Origin of the sequence: Streptomonospora wellingtoniae (assembly GCF_031845375.1) — a bacterium.
In the GTDB taxonomy this organism is placed as follows: domain Bacteria; phylum Actinomycetota; class Actinomycetes; order Streptosporangiales; family Streptosporangiaceae; genus Streptomonospora; species Streptomonospora wellingtoniae.
The window spans coordinates 31,158-51,191 of sequence record NZ_JAVREK010000012.1; the positions used below are offsets into that span (position 1 = coordinate 31,158).

The window sequence follows — 20,034 nt, forward strand, 5'->3', positions numbered from 1 at the left end:
CGGGACGCCCAACCGCGCGGGCGGAGGAGTGCGGCGGGGCGGAGTCCGGGGGATTGACGCTCTGGCCAGGAGCGCTTACTGTCCTTCGACGCCGCAAATCGGAATATTCCGGAAAATGCCAAGCGGCAGACCGAATGGGAGATCCCCCCAGATGAGACCCATCCGCTTCGCCACCACCGCCCTGGCCGCAGCCGCCTTGACCGTCCCGCTGGCCGTCCCCGCGGCCTCCGCCGACACCGCCGAGCGCCACTGGCCTCCCCACCATTCCCACGGCAAGGCCGAGCGGCTGCGCTGGGCCGCACCCCACGGGTTCCGCATCGGCACCGCGGTCGCCGGCGGCGGCCACCACCTCGAACAGGACTACCCCGACCCCTTCACCTCGGACCGCCGCTACCGCAGAACGCTGGCGCGCCAGTTCGACTCGGTCTCACCCGAGAACCAGATGAAGTGGGAGTACATCCACCCCGAGCGCGACGAGTACGACTTCGCGATGGCGGACCGCATCGTCGGCTTCGCCGGGCGCCACGGCCAGGCCGTCCGCGGCCACACCCTCCTCTGGCACAGCCAGAACCCCGAGTGGCTGGAGGAGGGCGACTTCACCGACACCGAGCTGCGGTCCATCCTGCGCGACCACATCACCACCGTCGTCGGCCGCTACAGGGGCCGGATCCAGCAGTGGGACGTCGCCAACGAGATCTTCGACTCCGAGGGCGAACTGCGCACCGAGGAGAACATCTGGCTGCGCGAGCTGGGCCCGGGCGTCATCGCCGACGCGTTCCGCTGGGCGCACCGCGCCGACCCGCACGCCGAGCTCTACCTCAACGACTACGGCGTCGAGAGCGCCAACGCCAAGAGCGACGCCTACTACGAGCTGTCCCGAGAGCTGCTCGCCGACGGCGTCCCGCTGCACGGCTTCTCCGCCCAGGCGCACCTCAGCCTCGACTACCCGTTCCCCGGCGGCTTGGAGGAGAATCTGCGCCGCTTCGACGAGCTGGGCCTGGGCACGGCCATCACCGAGATCGACGTACGCATGACGCTGCCGGAGAGCGGCGAGCCCACCGAGGAGCAGCTGGACACCCAGGCCGACTACTACCGGCAGGCGCTGTCGGCCTGCCTGGACGTGGAGGGCTGCGACTCCTTCACGATCTGGGGCTTCACCGACAAGTACTCCTGGGTGCCGGTCTTCTTCGAGGGCCAGGGCGCGGCCACGGTCATGACCGAGGACTTCACCCGCAAGAAGTCCTTCTTCGCGGTCTACGACACGCTCAAGGACGAGAAGCGGTGGCCCGGCCGTCCCGGCCACGGTGAACCCCGTTGATCTTGTAGCTATCGTGAAGGAAAGCGATTTCCGTTTGCGATAGCTACAAGATCGACGGTGCTGTGGCGGGTGCCGCCGGGCTTGTTCGGCGGCCGGCACCCAGCCGTCGCCGTTAGGGCTTGACCGCGACCCCCGCGTGCTCCCAGATGCGCTTGTCCTCGCCGGGGATGTCGACCGGATCGGTGCCCGGCTTGCGCCAGGTGTCGCAGTCGACCAGGCGGGCCGGCTCCGCGCCGTCCACGGACGGCGAGACGAGCTCCAGGTCGGCGACCGCGGCCGCGCACTCCCGCGGGTCGCGCACGCGGCCCCACGGTGCGCCCGAGGCGTGGACCCGCTCGGTGAAGAGCCGGCCGTGTTCGACGTCGTCGGCGCACAGGTGCGAGTACACCAGCGCCGATCCCGAGGGGAAGGGCTCCAGATAGCTCCGCACGAGGTCGAAGGGGTCGTCCTCGTCGGGGATGCAGTGCAGCAGCGAGACCAGCATCAGGCACACCGGCTGCTCGGTCGTGAGGAGGCGGCGCGTGCCCGGGTCGCCCAGCACCTTCTCGACGTCGCGCAGGTCGGCGGTGATCACAGTGGTCGTCTCGTTCTCCACCATCAGCGCACGCGCGTGCGCGAGCACCATCGGGTCGATGTCGACGTAGACGACGCGGTTGCCCGGGGAGTTGCGCTGGGCGACCTGGTGGGTGTTCTCGACGGTGGGCAGCCCCGAGCCGAGGTCGAGGAACTGGTCGATGCCCAGCTCGTTGGCCACGTACTGGACACCGCGCGAAAGGAACCCGCGGTTCTCGATCGCGAGGTCGGTCATGCCGGGGTTGAGCTCCTCCACCGCGGCGGCGAGCTCGCGGTCGGGGGCGAAGTTGTCCTTGCCGCCCAACAGGGCGTCGTAGGCCCGGGCGATGGTCGGCTTCGACATGTCCAGATCTGTCGGGGGAAACCTGAGGGCATCGCTCATCGGAATTCTGCTCTCTCAATGTCGGGGGGGAGGGGGTAGCCGGACTCGACCGCGCAAGCCATGTCTGAGGGAAACTTTACGGGTCCGCTCCTGTGCGTAGGGCGACTTCGGGAAACAACTTCCTCCGGATCCGCGTCCGCGCCGCAGTCGGCGGCGCGGAATCGCCGGGCGCCGTCGCAGGCGGGGTTCCGGGTGACGAGCGGACCGAAGGGAGTGAGCGCAGATGGCAGGTACCGCGGGCGCTTCGCCGCGCGTGCTGTCTCTGTCATGGGGCCGCTTGGAGATCGCCGGCGCCGGTTCGGCGCCGGGCCGCGACGGCCCGGCGCCGACGACCGTGGGCACGGACTTCGAGCTCTTCCCCGGCGGCGGGCGCGCCTGGCACTGGAGCCAGACCGGCACCGCCCACCACCCCGGCATCCAGCCCGCCGCCGTCGAGGAGCTACTGGACTTCGGCCGCGGCGGTGGTCCTCCTCCCCCGCGGCACGCACGGCCGCCTGGAGGTCGACCCGCGCACCCTCGACCTGCTGCGGTCCCGCTCGGCCGAGGTGCACACCGCCGAGACCACCGAGGCCGTCCGCATCTACAACCGCCTCGCCGCGGCCGGGCCGGTCGGCCAACAGGCGCTGCGCGCTGCGCAGCCAGGCTGGCGGCGGCCGGTCCAGGGCCAGGGTGAACAGCCGCTCCAGGGAGGCCGGCCCTTGGGGCACGGACTCGATCACGGTCACCCACACCGGGATGCCGGCCGCACGCAGCCGGCGGACGTCCAGCTCGCGGTTCTCCTCCTTGTTGGCCACCACCAGGCCGGGGTCCAGTGCCGCGATCGCGCGGCGGTCGGGGTTCTTCGTGCCGCGCACGCGTGCGGCCCCGAGCCCCGGCGGGTGCGTGCACCACTGCGTCGCACCGACCAGCACGTCCGGCGCATCGGCTGCGAGCGCCTCGGTGAGCGAGGGCACAAGCGAGACGACCCGCCGCGGAGGGAGGTCGAGTACCACCGCCGCGCCGGTGTCGTCGAGGAGCACCCGCCGCGCGCGTCCGGTCACACCGGCCCCTCCCGCGCCGCCCGGCCGCCGGCCGCTCCGGTGCGGGCGGCCCGCTCCAACAGGAGGCCGCGCTCGCGTTCGTTGGCGGTCAGCGACGCCGCCCGCGCGAACTCCGCGGCGGCCTCGTCCGTGCGGCCCAGCGCTTCCAGCAGGTCGGCACGCACGCTGGGCAGCAGGTGGTAATCGCGCAGGGCGGGCACGCCGGCCAACTCCTCCACGAGGACCAGGCCCGCTTCCGGACCGCGGGCGCGGGAGACCGCGACCGCCCGGTTCAGCGCGACCACCGGCGAGGGCTGCACCTCCAGCAGCAGCCCGTAGAGGGAGGCGATCGCCGTCCAGTCGGTGTCCGCATAGGACCCGGCTCCGGCGTGGCATGCGGCGATCGCGGCCTGCAGGGCGTAGGGCCCCCTCCCGGCGCGCCGCAGCGACGCGAATCCGCGGTGGATCAGCAGCCGGTCCCACTTGGCGCGGTTCTGGCCGGCCAGCAGCACCGGCGCGCCGTCGGGACCGGTGCGGGCCGCGGTGCGGGAGGCCTGGAGCTCCAGGAGCGCCGCCAGCCCGTGCACCTCGGGCTCGTCGGGCATCAATCCGGCCAGCACCCGGGCCAGGCGCAGCGCGTCCTCGCAGAGTCCCGGCCGTACGAGGTCGTCGCCCGCGGTGGCCGAGTAGCCCTCGTTGAACACCAGGTAGACCACCTCCAGCACCGAGTCCAGGCGCTCAGAGCGCGCGGCGCCGCCAGGGACCTCGAAGGGGACCCCCGCCGCGGCCAGCGTGCGCTTGGCGCGCACGATGCGCTGCGCGACGGTCGGCTCGGCGGCCAGGAAGGCGCGGGCGATCTCGCGTGTGGTCAGCCCGCCCAGCAGGCGCAGGGTGAGCGCGACCCGCGCCTCGGCGGACAGCACGGGGTGGCAGGCGGTGAAGATCAGCCGGAGCAGGTCGTCGTCGATGTCGTCATCATCGGGCGGCTCGGCGGGAGGCCGGTCCTCCAGCGCCCGGCCGACCTCGGCCAGCTTGCGGGAGTAGGTCTCCCGGCGGCGGACCAGGTCGACGGCGCGGTGCTTGGCGGTGGCCGTGAGCCAGGCACCCGGCTTGTCCGGGATGCCCGACTCCGGCCACTGCTCCAGCGCGGCGACAACGGCGTCCTGCGCGATCTCCTCTGCGATGCCGACATCGCGCACGATGCGCGCGACGCCGGCGATGATCCGCGCGGACTCGATGCGGAAGACCGTCTCGACCGCTTCCGCCGTGCTCACCGCGCTGGCCGTGCCCATGCCGCCATCTCAGCAGGGGCGCACGCGCGCGGCAAGCCGGTGCGCTCAGTCCTCGGCGATCTCGCGGACCTCGACCGTGGTGCCGGGCTCGTACCGGCCCTGCACCTCCAGGAAACGGCGGGTCCACTCCAGCGCCTCGGCCTTGTCCTTGGCCTGGATGACGGTGTAGCCGCCGACGACCTCCTTGCTCTCGGTGAAAGGGCCGTCGGTGTACTCGGCCCGGCCGTCGACCCAGGCGACCCGGGTCGCCTCGGACGTCGGGGCGAGCTCGGCCATGTCCAGCACGACGCCCGCCTTGGTGATCTCCTCGTACAGCTCGGCCATACGCTGCTGCAGCTCGGGGGCGGGCGGCTCGGCGGGGCGGTTCCGCTCGTCGTGGCGGCTGATCGACAGGAAGCGCGGCATGGTCTCTCCTCGGTTCGCGTTCGGCGGGGGGCTCTCCCCCCGCCCCTCACCCTGTACGTCGAACGACCGCCCGCCGGATCGACACCCGCGCGCGGGTTTTTTCCGGGGCGGTTTCCGCCGGTCCGCGGCGGACCGCCGGCGAGGCGGCCTCGCTGCCTACTCTGGGAGGACGACGGTCGACACCACGGGAGCCCTATGGCCGACGATTCCGGCAGGACCGCTCGCCGAGCGAGCGAGGGCGGCCGGTCCCCCCGGGACCTCGATCGCCACGTGGACGGGATCGGGCACATGCGCGAGGCGGTCGATCGCCTCGTGGCCCATGACAGCCGCCACGGCGGAGACGCGATCGCTCCCGCCGCCGTGCGCGTCTGGCGCGATGCGCAGCGGCGGTTGGCATCCGGTGCCGTCCCCGGACCCTACCGGCGGGACTATCTGGCCTCCGTGGCCGAGGTGGCCGAACTCGCCGGGTGGCTGCTGTTCGACGCCGACAGGCAGCAGGCCGCGCGCGCGGCGACGCTGGAGGCCCGCGTGCTCGCGCGCCATGCCGGCGACCGCTCGATGGAGCGGTTCGCGCTGACGAACCTGGCGCTGCAGACCGTCGAGGCCGGCCTCCCCGGGGATTCGCTGTGTATAGCGGACGAGCTGCTGACCCAGCCCCGGATTCCACCCCGGGTCGCACTGCTGGCACGCATCCGCCGGGGAAGGGCGCTGGCACGGATGGGCGACGGCGGGCGTGCCGCGAACGAGCTCGGGCGTGCGCGTGCGGCCCTGAGCGACTCGCTCACGAGCCGGGATCCGACGTGGACATGGTGGGTCGACGACGGCGAGCTGAGCGGGCACGAAGGTGAGGCGCTGCTCGCCTTGGATGACGCCGGTGCGGCTCTGCCGAAACTCGAACACGCGGCGGCGGCCGCCGCCGCGTTCCACCCGGACGGCAGGGCGGCCCTCCACCACCAGGTGTCCCTGCTGCGTGCCTACACCGCGGCTCGGGCGTGGCCGGAGTGCGAATCGATCCTCGCGGCCCTGCCACCGAAGGTGGAGTCGGTCGGCTCCGGCCGCAACCGCCGCCGTCTCCGGAGGGCCCTCCGCGCCGTGCTGTCGGAGCCGGGCGCGCCGGGGTGGCTGGCGGAGCTGGCACGGGACGCGGCCGAGGTTCCCGCGCCGTCCGGCGCTCTTGTGGCCGGCTGGTGCGATGGCGAATAATCGGCGCTCGTCGTGTCCAACAGGAGAAGGTCCCGCCGCCCGCCGAGGCCAGGCGCAGCCCCCGCCGATCGGGGCGCGCCCGGCGGCCGCGTAGGCGGCGCAGCCGGCCTCGGGCGGGATTTCCGCCGCTTCTGGGGCGGCGCGCTCTCCAGCAACCTCGCCGACGGCACCATGCTCACGGCGCTGCCGATGGCGGCGGCGACGCTCACCGACGACCCGCTCCAGGTCTCCGGGCTGGCGATTGCGCGGTTCCTGCCATGGCTGCTGTTCGGGCTGCTCGCGGGCGTCGTCGTGGACCGCGCGGACCGCGTGCGGCTGATGGCCGCGGCCAACACGGTGCGGTGCTGCGCGCTCGCGCTGCTGGCCGTCCTGGTCGCCACGGGGCAGGCCACCGTCTGGGGGCTGTACGCCGTCATGTTCGCCGCGATGCTCTGCGAGGTGTTCTACGACCTCTCGGGGCGGGCCGCACTGCCCGACGTGGTGCCCGCGGGGACCCTGGACCGGGCCAACGGCCGGCTGGAGGGCGGCAAGCTCGTCGCCGAGCAGTTCGCCGGAGCCTCCGTGGCCGGTCTGCTCTTCGCCGTCGCGGCGGCGCTGCCGCTGGCCCTCAACGCGGGCGCCTACCTGGTGGGCGCGCTCGTGCTGCTGGGCCTGCCGGCGGCGGTGCGCCGCCCGGCGGGACCGGGGAGGGCCGCACGCGCCGGCGCCGGCGGCGGCCTCCGGTCGGTCGCCGCCGATCTGGGAGTGGGACTGGGCGCTGTGTTCGGCAGGCGCGGGCTCCGCACCGTCGCACTGCTGCTCGCGCTGGTGAACGCGGCGATGATGGCCCAGTCGGCCGTCCTCGTCCTGCTGGTCCAGGACCACTTCGGTGTTCCCGAGGCCCTCTACGGACTCTTCCTGTCGTCCGCGGCGGCGGGCGGAGTGCTCGGCGCCGCCTCGGCCGACGGGCTGGTCCGCCGCCTGGGGAGGTTCGCCACCTGCGCGCTGGCCTTCGCCGCGCTGGGAGCGCTCTCGGCGTCCTTCGCGCTCTCCCCCGGCGCTGTGACCGGCGGGCTGGCGTGGTGCGCCCTCGCCTTCGCCGCGGCCGTGGTCAACGTGGTCACGGCGGGGATCTGGCAGCTGGTGGTGCCGGGCGCGCTGCTGGGCCGCGCGCTGTCGTGCATCCGGACCGCGGGGGCGAGCGCGGCGCCGCTGGGCGCCGCGCTCGGCGGGCTGCTAGGGCGCGTCGACCTCCGGCTGCCGTCCCTGGCCGCGGGCAGCGCGATCGTGCTCGGCACGGCGCTGGCAGCACCGGCACTGCGCCTGCTCTCCCGCAGCGCCGACGCGGCCGAGCGCGAGGCGACGGCGGCGCTGGACGGCCTCCCGCCCGGCGGATGAGGGCGGCGGCGCGCGTTCTCGAGGGGCCCGGGCCCGCACAGCTCGGCGATGGCGACGGTTGGCGCTCTCGGCACCCCTTGCCAATATCAGATTAGCTACTTATTTTAAGTATGTGGCTAACTCAGCGATTGCCGGAGACTGCGGCGCCGGAGCCCCGGACGCCGCGCCCTCCCACGTTTCCCATGACCAGGACTGCGACGTCTTCCAAGAGGTGCTGGAGCTCGTCGGGCGCCGCTGGATGGGGGTGATCCTGCTCGCCGGAGCGCGCGGAGCGCAGCGCTTCAGCGAGTACCGCAGGTTCATCGGCGGCATCTCCGACCGGATGCTCTCCCAGCGGCTGAAGGAACTGGAGTCGTTGGGCCTGCTTGAACGCGAGGTGGTACCCACGACCCCGGTGCAGATCCTCTACCGGCCCTCGCCGCGCGGGCGGGGCCTGCTGGATGCCCTGGAGCCGCTGGTGAGCTGGGGCCACGAGCACCGCGACGGCGGCGGCCCGGCGCACGCGGGCGCCGGGAGCGGCGGCCCGCGGGACTGAGGAACCCCGCGACCCCGTCCTCGGAGAAGAACTCCTCGCTGCGCCGCGCCGGGGGCACTACCGCGCCCCTTCCGCCGCGCCGCCGGACCCGGCCGGCGGCGCCTGGGCGGGGGCGGTGCTGTCCAGGACCGCGGTCAGCGCGGGGTCGACACCCTGCTCCTGCGCCACGGCGCGCAGCTCAGCGCGCACTTCGGCCGAGAGCGGGACGCCGTGGACGCGGCGGTGCTCGGCGCGCTCCGCTTCGGGTTCGCCGGGCAGGTACACGCGCTCGTGGCCTTCGGCCGCGGGCAGCGCCGCCACCTCGTCGGCCAGGCGGCCCACCCGCGCGGCGAACTCCTCCTGCGGCTGGAACACGGCCGGGCTCATCGCCAGGAAGAAGTGGCCGAGGCCCTGGGGGTGATCGTCGTTGTCGTAGAGCGGGGGGATGTGCGGGCCGTGGAGGGATCCCGAGAACAGCGCGGACAGCACCTCCACCAGCAGCGCCAGCCCCGACCCCTTGGGCCCGCCCACCGGCAGGACGCTGCCGGCGAGCGCCGCCGCGGGGTCGGTCGTGGGCCGGCCCTCGCCGTCCAGTGCCCACCCCAGCGGGATCTCCTGCCCGTTCTTGCCGGCGAGGATGATCTTGCCCTTGGCGACGTGGCTGGTGGCCATGTCGAAGACGATGTCGGGCCGGCCGTCGGGTGCGGGCACGGCGTAGGAGACGGGGTTCGTGCCGAAGTAGGGGTCCTTGGCGCCCCACGGGGCCATCGAGGCGGGCGCGCTGGTGGTCGCCAGGGCGACGAGTCCCTCGCGGGCGGCCGCGGCGGTGTAGTGCGCGAGCATCCCGCAGTGGTTGGAGTTGCGGACACCGACCATGCCCACCCCGGTCACGGCGGCCTTGTCCACGGCGGTGCGCATGCCGTGCTCGGCGGCGACGATCCCGGGACCGTTTCCGCCGTCCAGCAGCGCGCTTACCGGCGTCTCGGTCACGACCCGGCGCCGCGGACGGGCGGTGACCAGGCCGCGGCGGAGGCGGTGGACGTAGACCGCGGTGCGGCTGACCCCGTGGGAGTCCACTCCGCGAAGGTCGGCCTCGACCAGATGGCGGGCCGTCGCCGCCGCGTCGTCGCCGCTCATCCCGGCTGCGGCGAAGATCGCGGCGGCCAGGTCGCGCAGTCCGCCGGGCTCGACGCCCGGCAGATCCCCGTTGCGGACGGTCATGTGCGGCCCCCGCTTTCAGGTGGTGGTTTGGCGATCGAGGGTGTGCCGACGTTCACGCGCGGGCCGTCTCCCGGTCGGGAATGCGCCGCCGCAGCCGCCGGGCCAGGAGCGGCGTGCGGGCGCCGCGGTGGAGGGGCGTTGCCGCCCCGGCGGTACTACTGGCGGGCCTGTTCGCCCCAGATGTACTTCTCGCCGATGCGTCGGGGGTCCGTGTCGTCCTGGTCGATCATCTTCCGGTAGGCCTCGGGGGCGCGGTAGTCGACCTCCAGCCCCTGCTGCCCGAGCCGGTCGATGTGCGCGGAGTCCGTGACGGCCTTGCGGCAGGCGGCGCTGAGGCGCCGTAGGAGCTTCGGGTCCAGCCCGGCCGGCCCGGCGATGCCGCGGGAGGACCAGGACTCCACGCCGCCGAACCCCGCCTCGGCCAGCGTCGGCACGTCGGGCAGATACCGCGAGCGCTCCGTGCTGTCCTTCATGACCGCCACGACCTTGAGGTCGCCGGCCTCGTGGGGAGCGGTCAGGCTCCCCGACGTTGGCGAAGACGACGTCGGCGTTGCGTCCGAGCACGTCGGCGATCCCGTCGGAGGAGCCCTCGTTGTGCAGGACGTCGAACCTCGCCTTGTACCGGTCGGCCAGCCGCAGCGACGCGTAGTGGTCGTCGCTGCCTACGCCGGTGGAGGTGACGACCAGCGGGTATTCGGCGGCATGGCCCATGAGCCCGCCGATGTCGTCGAACCGGTCGTCGTCGGGGTGGATCGCCACGGCGCCGTAGTCGGTCACCTGGTTGGCGATGAAGGTGAAGGAGTCGGGGCCCACGTCCTGCCTGCCCAGGCGCGGATCGAGGTAGCCGGTCATGAAGTTCGGGGAGTTGACGAACCCCAGGGTGTATCCGTCCGGATCGGCCTGGACGATCTCGTTCCAGCCCGCCCATCCGCCGCCGCCGGGGCGGTTGACGATCTGGAGCTCGGCGCCGAGTTCCTGTTCCAGGAACGGCTGCAGGATGCGGGCGCCCTTGTCGGTACCGCCACCGGCGGCGTAGGCGATGATCATCTGGATGGGCCGCTGGGGGTACTTTCCCTCACCGGCGGCCGCGCCGCATCCGGTCAGAAGGCCTCCGGCGGCGGCGCCGGCGATTCCCAGCCCACCCGCCCGCAGGAAGCCCCTGCGGCCGAGAACGGGGGGTCGCGGTGGTGGTGTTCGACTTTCGGGCACGCCAGATCTCGCCTCCTTGGAATGTGGCATACCTCGACCGAGGCGCCGTGTGGAAAGGCGGCGCGTGCAGCGGCGGGTGGAGCCGGCCTCCGGCGGGAGCTCAGGCCTCGTTCGATTCCTGCTGCTGCGCTAGAAACTTGATCATGGTCGCCTCGCCGGCCTCCAGATGGCCGAGGAGCGCGGCGCGGGCTTCACTCAGGTCCTTTCTGCCGATCGCTTCGCAGACGTCGGCGTGCTCGCTGACGACTTCGTTCATCCGGCCCTCGTAGCCCGGGGCGAGGTAGTGCCGGATGCGGTTGATCTGCTTCTCGTTCACGGCGTAGAAGCGCTTCACCCGCGAGTTCCGGGTCAGCGAGACGATGCGCTTGTGGAAGGCGTGGTCCCGGGCGAGGTACTCCTCGTAGGGCCCCGGCGGCCCCGGCCGCTGCGACTCGTCGAAGAAGCCGGCGAGCTCGTCGACGGCCTCCTGATCCCAGGTGCGGGCCAGCTCCTCCAGACCGGCCGGTTCCAGCAGCCGGCGCACCTGATAGAGCTCGCGGACGTCCTCGATGTCGAAGCCCGCGACGGAGTAGCGCCCTCGCACTCGCATCGCGAGACCGACGGCCTCCAGGCTCTGCATCGCGTCGCGGATGGGTGTGCGACTGACCCCGAGGGCCTCGGAGAGCTGGCGGTCGACCAGTGGTGTGCCCGGTGGCAGTTCGCAGCGCACGATTGCGCCCTCGATCGCCTCGTAGGCGGTCTCGCTCATGCGCGAGTTCTTCAGGGGGCCGTGTGCACGCATGGGGGCTAGCGCATCCATGTGACGCACGGTACATTGCGCTCCGGACCACAACAAGGGGATATGGAATACCAAATGCCAAATCCCGGTGTGGCGGCCGAGCGCTCGGCGGGGGCCCGCCGGGCAGGGGCCGCCGTTAGCGCGGCGATCAGGGTCTGGAGTGAATGGGATGGCTGAGGAGACACCGGGCGGCCGCGGCACCGCCGTAGCGACGGTGGAGGCGCGCGTGGCGCGGGTGCCGCTGGAGCAGGCGACGTCGTTCGCGACCCGCAGCGTCACCGCCAGTGCGCCGAGACGGTGCCCGCCTACGCCAGCGGCGGCTACTACCTCGACGACAAGGGGCCCGAGCAGCTCGGCGCGGAGCTGGCCGGCTACGTCGAGCACGGGTTCCGCGCAGTGAAGATGAAGACGGGCCGGCTCTCCCCCGCCGAGGAGGAGGCGCGCGTGGCCGCCGCGCGCGCGGCGGTGGGCGACGGCGTCCACCTGATGCTCGACGCCAACAACGCCTGGTCCGACCTGCCGACCGCGCTGCGCACCGTCGACCGGCTGGCCGCCTACGACCCGTTCTGGATCGAGGAGCCGTTCAGCCCCGACGACATCGACAACCACGCCCGCCTCGCACGCGCCACGCGGGTCCCGGTGGCCACCGGCGAGATCGAGGCCGGACGCTGGCGGCACAAGGAGCTGCTGGAGAAGGACGCCGCGGCCGTGCTGCAGACCGACGCCGCCGTCTGCGGCGGGATCACCGAGTTCCGCCGGATCGCCGCCCTGGCCGCCGGGCACGGAGTGCCCGTGGCGCCCCACTGGTTCCACGACCTGCACGTGCACCTGGTGGCCTCGACCCCCGGCTGCCCCTACGTCGAGTTCTTCACCGACGACCGGGTGCTCAATTTCCGCAGGCTGCTCGACACGCAGATCGAGGTGCGCGGCGGCGAACTCGTACTGCCGCAGACCCCGGGGCTCGGGTTCGGCTTCGACCGCGAGGCGGTGGAGCGCTATACCGTTCCGGGATCCGCGGCCGCCGCCGCGGCCGCCTGACGCCGCGCCCGGTGCGTCCGGGCAGGCGGGCGCCCACCAGCGAGACATCCACGACCCACGAGGGAGCACGATGGCAGAGGAGAACGCCCCGCGCCGGACGGCGGTAGTCATGGCCGGCACCCGGGGCCTGGGCCAGGCCAGCGCAGCCGAGTTGCTGCGCGGCGGACTGCAGGTGACCGTCTGCGGCCGCGACGGAGACCGGCTGGAGGAGGCGGTGTCCGAGCTCGGAGCGGTCGCCGGGCCCGAGGCCGTGGCCGGCGTGTGCGCCGACGTCTCGTCCGCCGAGGGCGTCGAGGGCCTGATCGACGGGGCCGTCCAGCGGTACGGGAGGCTGGACGTGCTGGTCGTCAACGCCGGAGGCCCGCCGCCCGGCGACTTCGCCGACGTGAGCATGGACGACTGGGACACCGCCTATGCGCTGACGCTGCGCAGCGCGGTCACCGCGATCCGGTCCGCCGTTCCCGCCATGCGCGAAGGCGGGTTCGGGCGCATCGTGATCATCGGCTCCTCCAGCGTACGCCGCCCGATCGGCGGCCTGGTGCTGTCCAACGTCTTCCGCCCGGCGCTGACGGGGCTTGTGAAGTCGCTGTCCACCGACCTCGCCCCGGAGGGCATCACCGTCAACATGGTCTCGCCCGGGCGTATCGACACCGAGCGGGTGCGCACGCTGGACGAGCGCAAGGCCCGGCGCCAGGGCACCACAGCCGAGGAGGTGCGGCGCGGAGCGGAGGCCTCGATCCCCGCGGGCCGCTACGGGCGCCCCGAAGAACTGGGGGCGATGGTCGGTTTTCTCGCCGAGGAGCGCGCCGGCTACGTCACCGGACAGAGCCTGCTGGTCGACGGCGGACTCGTGCCGTCGCTGCCCTGAGACCCCATCCCCGACCCCCGGGCCGTCCGCGCGCCTTCCGCGCGGACGGCCCGGGCCCGGCCGCGCCCCGCGGAGGCGGACACGGCCGGGCACCCGCACCGGCAGGAGGCCTACCGCCCCTGCCGCCCCGCCCCTGAAGGCCCGTCCCCGGCGGGCCGCCCGATCTTAGGGAGTTCGCATGTACTTGGCCACAGCACGCAGCGCCGCCGGTGAGGCCGCGGTCGTCGTCGACGGAGGGCGCGGTGTCGCCGCCGCGGCCGACGTGCTCCCCGGCGCGCCCTCCACCGCGCTGGAGGTCGTCGAGCGCGTCCCCGAGTCCGACTTCGCAGCCGCGGTGCGCTCGGCCCCCGATTCCGCCTTCTCCCCGGTGGAGGGCACCGTCTTCGCCGCGCCCTACACCCGGCCGCGCAAGATCTGGGGCATCGGCCTGAACTATGTGGAGCACGCCTCGGACCTGACCGAGTCGGTGCCCGAGGAGCCCGCCTCCTTCATGAAGGGCGACCACACCATCATCGCGCCCGGCGAGGCGATCCCCCTTCCCGAACAGAGCGAGCGGGTCACCGCCGAGGCCGAGCTGGGGCTGATCATCGGCCGGGAATGCCGGAATGTGGGCGACGCTGACGCACTGGGACACGTGTGGGGCGTGTGCACGGTCCTGGACCAGACCGCCGAAGACATCCTGGCCCGCAACCCCCGTTTTCTGACCCGCAGCAAGAACTTCCCCGGATTCTTCTCCTTCGGCCCGGCGATCGTGCCGCTGTCGGTGGCGCTGGCCGAGGCGGGCTCGCTCGGGCGGCTGAGTGTGACGACGGTGCTCAACGGCTCCGACGAGCGGGTGAACACCGTCGACCGCATGCGCTACTCCCCCGAGTTCCTGGTCGGCTTCCACAGCCGCGTCATGCCGCTGTTCCCGGGCGACATCCTCTCCACCGGCACACCCGGCGCGGTGCACCTCAAGCCGGGCGACGTCGCCGGTTGCCGCATCCCCGGGGTCGGCGAGCTGTCCAACCCGGTGGTGCAGGGAGCCTGACCGACCGCTGCGACACGCCGCCCTGCCGCCCCGGGCGCAGCCGCACCCGCCCCGCTACATCGCAGGGTGCAGCCCGGGTGGGGCGCGGAGTCGGACGCTCCGCCGCGTGCCGCCGCCCTAGCGTCGTCCTGTGCGCGAACGGCCCGCCCGCGTGAGCTGCGCGGGCGGGCGCGCACGGCCGGTACGGGTCCGGCGGGAGTCTCGGCGCGCGAGGGAAGGGCGGAATCGATGGACCGTGAATCAGGCAGCGGCGGCGGACGCCGGCGGCAAGGGCTGGCCTGGTGGGGCGTGCTCGGGTTGGCGGCGCTGGGCCTGCCGCGCGCCGTGGCCCACGACCTCGACCTGGTGGGGCCGGGCGTGAACACGGCCCTGGTCTTCGCGCCCGTGGTGGTGTGGATCGCGGTGGCGGTGCTGGGCAGGCTGCCCCGGCCGGCGTTCGCGCTGCTGGCGGTGGGGGCGGTCTACGGCCTGCTGCTGGGGGTGGCACACCAGGTGCTGTGGGACCAGGGCTTCGCGGGCGCGCAGCCGGAGCTGGGCGGCAACCTCGCCGGTGTGCTGTCCCCGGCGGTCGAGAGCGCGGCGGTGCGCACCGCCGCGTTCGTCAGCAGCGTCGCCGCCGGCGTCCTCGTCGGCGCGGTCAGCGGTGCGGCCGCCTGGCTGCTCGTGCGCCTCATGCCCGGGCGGTCCCGGACGTGACCCCAGGCGAGGACTGCGGGACGGGGAGGGCCCGGGCTCAGCCGCGGGCGGCCACCACGACCAGGACCAGACCGACGAGACCGGCGAGCCCGCCCGCGGCCAGCATGCCGATCCCCAGCCACAGGAACACGTCGAAGGCGCCCTCCTCGGTGCTCTCCACCGTCACCGGGTTCCCGGGGTCGGCGGGGTCGTAGGCGACCGTCAGCCGCTCGCCCTCGGCGTGGTCGTCCGGGTTCAGTCCGCTCAACGGGACCCGGTTGTACTCGCCGCCCTCGGCGCGGTAGTCGACGTAGACGGTGATGTCCACGTCGTTGTCGTCGTTGTCGTCGGTGCCGATGTCGTCGCGCTCGACCTCGACCTCGCTGACCACGGCCTCGGCCCGCCCCGTGTGGGCGCTGTAGTCGGCTTGGGCGATCAGGGTGAAGATTCCGCCGATGATCAGGAACACGAGCGCGAAGATGCCGCACAGCACGGCGAGCACCACGGCGATGCCGCGCCGCGCACCGCCGTCGGAGGAGCCCGGTGTTCCCGAGTACCGCTTCATGGCCGCCCTTTCCGATGCTTCCAGTGACCGATGCGCCCGCTTGGACGCCGCGCACCGCCGCGGCGTTCCACCGGCCGCCCACGGACGGATGCGCGCGACGTTCGGGCAGGTTTCGGTTTTCGCGGCGGCGACCTCGGGTAGCCGGACACCTAACCCGCCGAGTGCTAACCCTTGCTCGCGGGCCAGTGTGGGCGGCCGCGCACCGCGGGCGCACCCCCACACGCCCCTCGCGCGAGCGGTCGCCCGCGGCGAAGGCGGAACGGGCGCGGCGCCTCCGCAGACGGCCGCATCAAGCGGAACCGCCGACGCGGACGGTCCGGGAACCGCCGACCCCGCGGCGGCCCGCCGCGGGGTCGGCGAGCCGGCTCGGGCAGGGGGGCAGCCCGCGTCCGGCCCCGGTAGCGGTGGCGTCCCTACCTCCCCTTTCGTGTCTCTGCCTCCCGCGCCGCTCGGCCCGTCGTTTCAGGGGCCGGACGCGCCGCCGCCGACGGGAACCGCGCCGCCGCCGCGAGCATCCCACCCCGGAGCGACGCGGACGAGCGGGAAGGACCGGTATGGCGGACGGTTCCGGCGGCGGACGGGTGTGGCGGGGCATCGCAGGGGAGCCGGTCCCGCGGGGGCAGGTCGCCACCGCGGCCGCCGCGGGTGCGCTGTGGCCGGCGGTGCTCGCCGTCTCCGGCGCCGGCGCCCAGCACCTGTTCTGGCGGGCCTACTCCCATACACCCCAGGAGGTCGCCTGGGTGGTCCTGTTCGCGGCGGCGGTCCCCCTCCTGGCAGCCCTGGCGGTCGGCGGCCTACTGCGCCGGCGGGGTGCCGTGCACGGCAGGGCGGCGTCAGCGGCGGCACTGCTGTCGGCCTGCCCGGCGGCGGTCTGGTCGGTGTGGGGGGCGTGGCAGCCGCCGGGCCCGGCGTCGTTCGCGCTGAGCGCGGCGCTGAGTGCGGGCGTGTTCGTGCTGATAGTGCACGTCGCACAGCGACGGACCCTGCTGCGCTGGTCGGCCGCGGGCAGTGCGCTGGCACTGCTGGTCCTGGCGGCCGGCCACACCGCGGCCTTCCTCGCCGGTTTGCGGAGCGAGGCCGCAACGGCCGTCGAGTCCGCCGACGGCACCCTCGTGGTCCTGGACCATCCGCACCGGCAACTCCAGGAGGTCTGGGGCGGGGGTGACGCGCTGGTGCTGACCTACGGCCCGGACGGCACGTCCGGACGCGAACTGGAGGTCCGGATCCCCACCGGCCCCGGCTACGATCCCGGCGGCGCCCCGTGTGCCGGTGGAGACGGCGCCTGCGAGCGCCACGGGGTCGGCGTGCTGCACCGCGACGCGGCCGGCCGCCTCGAACTGCTCGCCCGCTCGGACGGCACCGCGGCGCGCCTCGCGGCACCGTTCACCGAGCCTTCGGCACGCAGAGCCGACCTGCTGGAGGCCGGCGCCCACCTGCGCCCGGCCACCCGTGCTGAACGCGGCGAACTGGAGCGGCTGGCCTTCCGCGGCCTCCTCCGCCACCACGTCCCCGCCCTCGCCCACTGGTGACTCCCTCCGAGCGCCCGAGCCGGACCGCCGCCCCAGGCCGGTCACGGCGTGCACCCGCTCTTCACCTACCGCCGCGTCCGCTCCCCCGGCCGGACTGCGGCGAGGTGCGCATCGGCTTCACGGGGCCGGGCCGAGGACCCGCCGCTCGTAGTCCGCGGCCGCCCGAAGCAGGGCGGCGTCGGCGCCGAGGCCGGCGACCAACTGGAGGCCGACGGGGCCGCAGGCGGCCGGGACCGCGGCGGGCAGACTGACCGCGGGATGGCCGGTGATGTTGAACAGCCAGGTGAGGCCCACGCTCATCGCTTCGCCCGGTCCGCCGGGACCGTGCGGCGGGTTCGGCGTGGTCGGCGTCGCCAGCAGGTCGAACCCGGCGAACAGCTCCGCCAGACGCGCGGCGTTGCGGCCGCCGCGGCCGCCGACCGGGTCCCCCGGCGGCCGGAGGCGCAGGGCCCGCCACTGCCCGGCCGGGTCGTCGAGGGCCGGGCGGGCCTCGTGCACCTCGACTCCGCCGCACCGCTCCCACTCACCCAGCGCCCGCGTGGCGGCCCCAGCCACGCCGGGATGCACGCGGTTGAAGCCCAGCGAGGCGGACCACGCGACGCGCAAGGGGCGCCGCCCGCGGCCGACCGCCCAGGCGTCTCGATGCCGGCCGTCCCCCAGGAACGCGCGGCGGTAGAGCTCGATGTCGGCCACACTCCGGGCGATGGGGCCGCCGACCGTCAGTCCGGCGGCGTCGCGGGCCGGCAGCAGGCCCGTCGTGGGCTTGTACCCGACGACGCCGCACCACGCAGCGGGGATGCGGGTGGAGCCCGCGCCGTCGCTGGCTGTGGCCATCGGCACCATGCCCGCCGCCACGGCCGCGCCCGAACCGGCCGACGACCCGCCCGGACTGGCCCCGGGCCGGCGCGGATTGGCCGTGGTGCCCCGGTCGGTCGCGCCCCAGGTCTTCCATTCGGTTCCGGGACCGGGCACGGCCGTCGAACCCACGGGCACAGCTCCCGCCGCGATCAGCCGTCGGGCCTGGAGGGACTCGGTGCCCTCGGAGCGCTTGACGCCGATGGGCACCCCGGCCAGCGGCAGCGCGGCGCCGCGTGCCAACGCCGCGTCGACGGCGGCCGCCCGCTCGCCCGCCCAGTCGTCCCAGACCGCGCAGAAGGCGTTGGTCGCGCCGTCCAGCCGCCGGATCGCGGCCAGTGCCTCGGCGACCGCCGCCGACGCGCTCGTGCGCCCGCGCGCTACGGCCTCCGCGATCCCGGACGCGCTCGCGAGCCGGTCCTCGCGCCGGTGATCCGCGGCGGGGCGGGTCAGCGGCCGTGCCAGGTCGGGGCGGTCTTGGCGGCGAAGGCGGCGACCGCGTTGCGGAAGTCCTCGCTGGCGTAGACCCGCTCGACGATGTCGCGGTCCTCGGGCAGGCCGGCGCTGCGCAGACGCCGCGCCGACTCCTTGGCCGCCCACATGCTCAGCGGGGCGTGCGCGGCGAGGCGGCCGGTCAGCTCGGCCGTCTCCGCGTCGAGCGCGTCCTCCGCGGCCAGCCGGGTGACGAACCCTGCGGCGTGGGCCTCGTCGGCGGTCAGCATCCGGGCGGTCAGCAGCAGGTCCAGCGTCCGCGCCGTGCCCAGGCGGTCGGCCAGCAGTGCGAAGGTCGGCATGGCCAGGCAGTTGCCGAGGGTGCGTGCGATCGGCACGCCGAATCGGGCCGACGGAGCGGCGATGCGCAGGTCGCAAGCCGCGGCGATGGCGAGCCCTCCGCCCACGCAGTAGCCGCGCACGGCGGCGAGCGTGGGCACGCGCACCGCGGTGAGGCGGTCGATGACGGCGCCGATCCGGTGCTCGTAGGCGACGCCGTCCGCTCCGCCGGCGAACCCGGCGAACTGGCCGATGTCGGTACCGGCCACGAACGCGCCCCCGGCGCCGGTCAGCAGGAGGGCGCGCACGTCGTCGCCGGTGTCGGCACGCTCGCACGCCTCGGCCAATCCGTCGTACATCGCCCAGGTCATGGCGTTGCGGCGGGCCGGGCGGTTGAACGTCACCTCCAGTACGCCGCCGCGCAGCGACACCAGCAGCTCCGGCTCGCCGTCCGCGTCGCCGCCCTGCGCCCCGCCCGCTGCCGCGTCCTCGCTCATGTGCTGCCTCCCCTTCGGCTCGCCGCCACATCGGGCCCGACGCCCCACTGTGCGGCGCCGGCCCCGGGGAGCATTGTCGCCTGCACCCGTCCGCGTGTCGGCGGGCAGGGGCCCGGGCAGGGGCGCGAGGGCCGCCGCCCGCACCGGCAGGGCCGCAGCCGGGCCGGACTCGGCTCGGCGCACGGCGGCCAGCGCACACGCTGCGAACAGCCGCAGGGCGGCGGCTCCGCCGCCCGCGTCGGCCCACTTGCCGCGGCGCCCGCTCCGCAGACCGGCCGGCGGAGCGGATGCCGGCGGAGGAAGCCGGGGCCGTGCGAGGGGAAGCGGCGCACGCGACCGCTCCCCCGGTTTCGGGCCGCCGCGCGGCTACCCGGCGCCGTCGGCGGCGGCGACGAGCGCCGCGACGTCGATCTTGCGCATCCCCAACATCGCCTCGACCGCGCGCCCGGCGCGCGCCGGGTCGGGGTCCCTGGTCAGCTCGGTGAGCGCGCGCGGCACGATCTGCCAAGAGAGGCCGTAGCGGTCCTTGAGCCAGCCGCACTGGCTCTCCTGCCCGCCGCCTTCCAGCAGCCGCGACCAGTAGTAGTCGACCTCCTCCTGGTCGGCGCAGTCGACGTAGAGCGAGACGGCTTCGTTGAAGGTGAAGACCGGGCCTGCGTCAAGGGCCAGGAAGCGCTGGCCCGCGAGGTCGAAGGCCACCGTCTTGACCGTCGCGTCGCTGTCGGGCGCGATCTTGCCGAAGTCGTCGATCTCCACGATCCGGGAGTCGTCGAACACGGAGGTGTAGAACCGGGCGGCTTCCTCGGCCTGCGTGTCGAACCACAGGTGCGTCATGATCTTCTGCATGCCACGCTCCTCAAGCCGGCGGTTCCGGGCGGCTCAGCCGCCCGGAGGCACCGCGCCGCGGTGCCGGAG

At 74.2% G+C, this 20,034-nt stretch carries 20 protein-coding genes and 1 pseudogene; 9 read left to right on the forward strand and 12 right to left on the reverse strand.

Annotated features, from left to right (window positions below):
* The first annotated feature begins 151 nt into the window (after positions 1–151).
* The gene (locus RM446_RS13100) at positions 152–1,318 is read left to right on the forward strand and encodes an endo-1,4-beta-xylanase (protein WP_311545541.1); all 1,167 of its coding nucleotides are present in this window, start codon (positions 152–154) and stop codon (positions 1,316–1,318) included.
* 112 nt (positions 1,319–1,430) lie between these two features.
* On the opposite strand, the gene RM446_RS13105 is transcribed toward RM446_RS13100, so the two are convergent.
* The 4 genes from RM446_RS13105 to RM446_RS13120 are packed head-to-tail and all read right to left on the reverse strand — an operon-like array spanning position 1,431 to position 4,989.
* A complete protein-coding gene (locus RM446_RS13105) occupies positions 1,431–2,273 on the reverse strand; it encodes an SAM-dependent methyltransferase (protein ID WP_311545542.1) in 843 nt (280 codons plus the stop codon).
* Positions 2,270–3,313, reverse strand: a complete 1,044-nt coding sequence (locus RM446_RS24850) for a helical backbone metal receptor (RefSeq protein ID WP_398695101.1) — start codon at positions 3,311–3,313, stop codon at positions 2,270–2,272. Before RM446_RS24850 ends, RM446_RS13105 begins: the two co-directional genes overlap by 4 nt.
* Positions 3,310–4,584, reverse strand: coding sequence for an RNA polymerase sigma factor (locus tag RM446_RS13115; protein ID WP_311545543.1), 1,275 nt, complete (start codon positions 4,582–4,584; stop codon positions 3,310–3,312). The genes RM446_RS24850 and RM446_RS13115 overlap by 4 nt, the downstream gene beginning before the upstream one ends.
* 45 nt (positions 4,585–4,629) lie before the next feature.
* Positions 4,630–4,989 carry a YciI family protein gene (locus RM446_RS13120; RefSeq protein ID WP_311545544.1) on the reverse strand — a complete coding sequence of 120 codons (360 nt, stop codon included), beginning with the start codon at positions 4,987–4,989 and terminating at the stop codon, positions 4,630–4,632.
* Positions 4,990–5,184: 195 nt separating this feature from the next.
* Here RM446_RS13120 and RM446_RS13125 point away from each other — a divergent pair, with 195 nt between their 5' ends.
* The 3 genes from RM446_RS13125 to RM446_RS13135 all read left to right on the forward strand — a co-directional run bounded on the left by RM446_RS13125 (position 5,185) and on the right by RM446_RS13135 (position 8,104).
* On the forward strand, positions 5,185–6,192 hold the full coding sequence (locus RM446_RS13125; RefSeq protein WP_311545545.1) for a hypothetical protein: 1,008 nt from the start codon (positions 5,185–5,187) through the stop codon (positions 6,190–6,192).
* A gap of 12 nt (positions 6,193–6,204) precedes the next feature.
* Positions 6,205–7,569, forward strand: a complete 1,365-nt coding sequence (locus RM446_RS13130) for an MFS transporter (RefSeq protein WP_311545546.1) — start codon at positions 6,205–6,207, stop codon at positions 7,567–7,569.
* A 112-nt stretch (positions 7,570–7,681) separates the two neighbouring features.
* Positions 7,682–8,104 carry a winged helix-turn-helix transcriptional regulator gene (locus tag RM446_RS13135; protein ID WP_311545547.1) on the forward strand — a complete coding sequence of 141 codons (423 nt, stop codon included), beginning with the start codon at positions 7,682–7,684 and terminating at the stop codon, positions 8,102–8,104.
* Between the two features lie 57 nt (positions 8,105–8,161).
* Here RM446_RS13135 and RM446_RS13140 read toward each other — a convergent pair whose 3' ends face one another.
* The 4 genes and pseudogenes from RM446_RS13140 to RM446_RS13155 form a co-directional block, all read right to left on the reverse strand.
* Positions 8,162–9,304 (reverse strand): Ldh family oxidoreductase, encoded by a 1,143-nt coding sequence (locus RM446_RS13140; protein WP_311545548.1) that lies wholly within the window; start codon positions 9,302–9,304, stop codon positions 8,162–8,164.
* 155 nt (positions 9,305–9,459) lie between these two features.
* Positions 9,460–9,822 (reverse strand): tripartite tricarboxylate transporter substrate-binding protein, encoded by a 363-nt coding sequence (locus tag RM446_RS13145; RefSeq protein ID WP_311545631.1) that lies wholly within the window; start codon positions 9,820–9,822, stop codon positions 9,460–9,462.
* 70 nt (positions 9,823–9,892) lie between these two features.
* Positions 9,893–10,543, reverse strand: a pseudogene (locus RM446_RS24855) (tripartite tricarboxylate transporter substrate-binding protein); the annotation flags it as partial.
* A gap of 70 nt (positions 10,544–10,613) precedes the next feature.
* Entirely contained in the window at positions 10,614–11,312 is a 699-nt protein-coding gene (locus tag RM446_RS13155) for a GntR family transcriptional regulator (RefSeq protein ID WP_311545550.1), read from the reverse strand.
* A 276-nt stretch (positions 11,313–11,588) separates the two neighbouring features.
* Here RM446_RS13155 and RM446_RS13160 point away from each other — a divergent pair, with 276 nt between their 5' ends.
* The 4 genes from RM446_RS13160 to RM446_RS13175 all read left to right on the forward strand — a co-directional run bounded on the left by RM446_RS13160 (position 11,589) and on the right by RM446_RS13175 (position 14,923).
* A complete protein-coding gene (locus tag RM446_RS13160; protein WP_311545551.1) occupies positions 11,589–12,329 on the forward strand; it encodes a mandelate racemase/muconate lactonizing enzyme family protein in 741 nt (246 codons plus the stop codon).
* A gap of 70 nt (positions 12,330–12,399) precedes the next feature.
* Positions 12,400–13,197, forward strand: coding sequence for an SDR family oxidoreductase (locus tag RM446_RS13165; RefSeq protein ID WP_311545552.1), 798 nt, complete (start codon positions 12,400–12,402; stop codon positions 13,195–13,197).
* Positions 13,198–13,375: 178 nt separating this feature from the next.
* The gene (locus RM446_RS13170) at positions 13,376–14,227 is read left to right on the forward strand and encodes a fumarylacetoacetate hydrolase family protein (RefSeq protein ID WP_311545553.1); all 852 of its coding nucleotides are present in this window, start codon (positions 13,376–13,378) and stop codon (positions 14,225–14,227) included.
* A 228-nt stretch (positions 14,228–14,455) separates the two neighbouring features.
* A complete protein-coding gene (locus tag RM446_RS13175; protein WP_311545554.1) occupies positions 14,456–14,923 on the forward strand; it encodes a hypothetical protein in 468 nt (155 codons plus the stop codon).
* 37 nt (positions 14,924–14,960) lie between these two features.
* Here RM446_RS13175 and RM446_RS13180 read toward each other — a convergent pair whose 3' ends face one another.
* A complete protein-coding gene (locus RM446_RS13180; protein ID WP_311545555.1) occupies positions 14,961–15,467 on the reverse strand; it encodes a DUF3592 domain-containing protein in 507 nt (168 codons plus the stop codon).
* Between the two features lie 554 nt (positions 15,468–16,021).
* Here RM446_RS13180 and RM446_RS13185 point away from each other — a divergent pair.
* Complete coding sequence (locus tag RM446_RS13185; RefSeq protein WP_311545556.1) at positions 16,022–16,996, forward strand: hypothetical protein; 975 nt, start codon at positions 16,022–16,024, stop codon at positions 16,994–16,996.
* Between the two features lie 117 nt (positions 16,997–17,113).
* Here RM446_RS13185 and RM446_RS13190 read toward each other — a convergent pair whose 3' ends face one another.
* The 3 genes from RM446_RS13190 to RM446_RS13200 form a co-directional block, all read right to left on the reverse strand.
* Positions 17,114–18,094, reverse strand: coding sequence for an amidase family protein (locus tag RM446_RS13190; RefSeq protein ID WP_311545557.1), 981 nt, complete (start codon positions 18,092–18,094; stop codon positions 17,114–17,116).
* Between the two features lie 206 nt (positions 18,095–18,300).
* The gene (locus RM446_RS13195) at positions 18,301–19,119 is read right to left on the reverse strand and encodes an enoyl-CoA hydratase (RefSeq protein ID WP_311545558.1); all 819 of its coding nucleotides are present in this window, start codon (positions 19,117–19,119) and stop codon (positions 18,301–18,303) included.
* A 366-nt stretch (positions 19,120–19,485) separates the two neighbouring features.
* The gene (locus RM446_RS13200) at positions 19,486–19,965 is read right to left on the reverse strand and encodes a VOC family protein (protein ID WP_311545559.1); all 480 of its coding nucleotides are present in this window, start codon (positions 19,963–19,965) and stop codon (positions 19,486–19,488) included.
* Positions 19,966–20,034: the final 69 nt, after the last annotated feature.

Bases quoted from the DNA above. Each gene is read 5' to 3' on its own strand.
- RM446_RS13125 (WP_311545545.1), top strand. From the start codon at position 5,185: ATGGCCGACGATTCCGGCAGGACCGCTCGCCGAGCGAGCGAGGGCGGC.
- RM446_RS13165 (WP_311545552.1), top strand. From the start codon at position 12,400: ATGGCAGAGGAGAACGCCCCGCGCCGGACGGCGGTAGTCATGGCCGGC.
- RM446_RS13120 (WP_311545544.1), bottom strand. From the start codon at position 4,989: ATGCCGCGCTTCCTGTCGATCAGCCGCCACGACGAGCGGAACCGCCCC.
- RM446_RS13195 (WP_311545558.1), bottom strand. From the start codon at position 19,119: ATGAGCGAGGACGCGGCAGCGGGCGGGGCGCAGGGCGGCGACGCGGAC.
- RM446_RS13170 (WP_311545553.1), top strand. From the start codon at position 13,376: ATGTACTTGGCCACAGCACGCAGCGCCGCCGGTGAGGCCGCGGTCGTC.
- RM446_RS13105 (WP_311545542.1), bottom strand. From the start codon at position 2,273: ATGAGCGATGCCCTCAGGTTTCCCCCGACAGATCTGGACATGTCGAAG.
- RM446_RS13100 (WP_311545541.1), top strand. From the start codon at position 152: ATGAGACCCATCCGCTTCGCCACCACCGCCCTGGCCGCAGCCGCCTTG.
- RM446_RS13140 (WP_311545548.1), bottom strand. From the start codon at position 9,304: ATGACCGTCCGCAACGGGGATCTGCCGGGCGTCGAGCCCGGCGGACTG.
- RM446_RS13185 (WP_311545556.1), top strand. From the start codon at position 16,022: ATGGCGGACGGTTCCGGCGGCGGACGGGTGTGGCGGGGCATCGCAGGG.
- RM446_RS13115 (WP_311545543.1), bottom strand. From the start codon at position 4,584: ATGGGCACGGCCAGCGCGGTGAGCACGGCGGAAGCGGTCGAGACGGTC.
- RM446_RS13200 (WP_311545559.1), bottom strand. From the start codon at position 19,965: ATGCAGAAGATCATGACGCACCTGTGGTTCGACACGCAGGCCGAGGAA.
- RM446_RS13155 (WP_311545550.1), bottom strand. From the start codon at position 11,312: ATGGATGCGCTAGCCCCCATGCGTGCACACGGCCCCCTGAAGAACTCG.
- RM446_RS13175 (WP_311545554.1), top strand. From the start codon at position 14,456: ATGGACCGTGAATCAGGCAGCGGCGGCGGACGCCGGCGGCAAGGGCTG.
- RM446_RS13180 (WP_311545555.1), bottom strand. From the start codon at position 15,467: ATGAAGCGGTACTCGGGAACACCGGGCTCCTCCGACGGCGGTGCGCGG.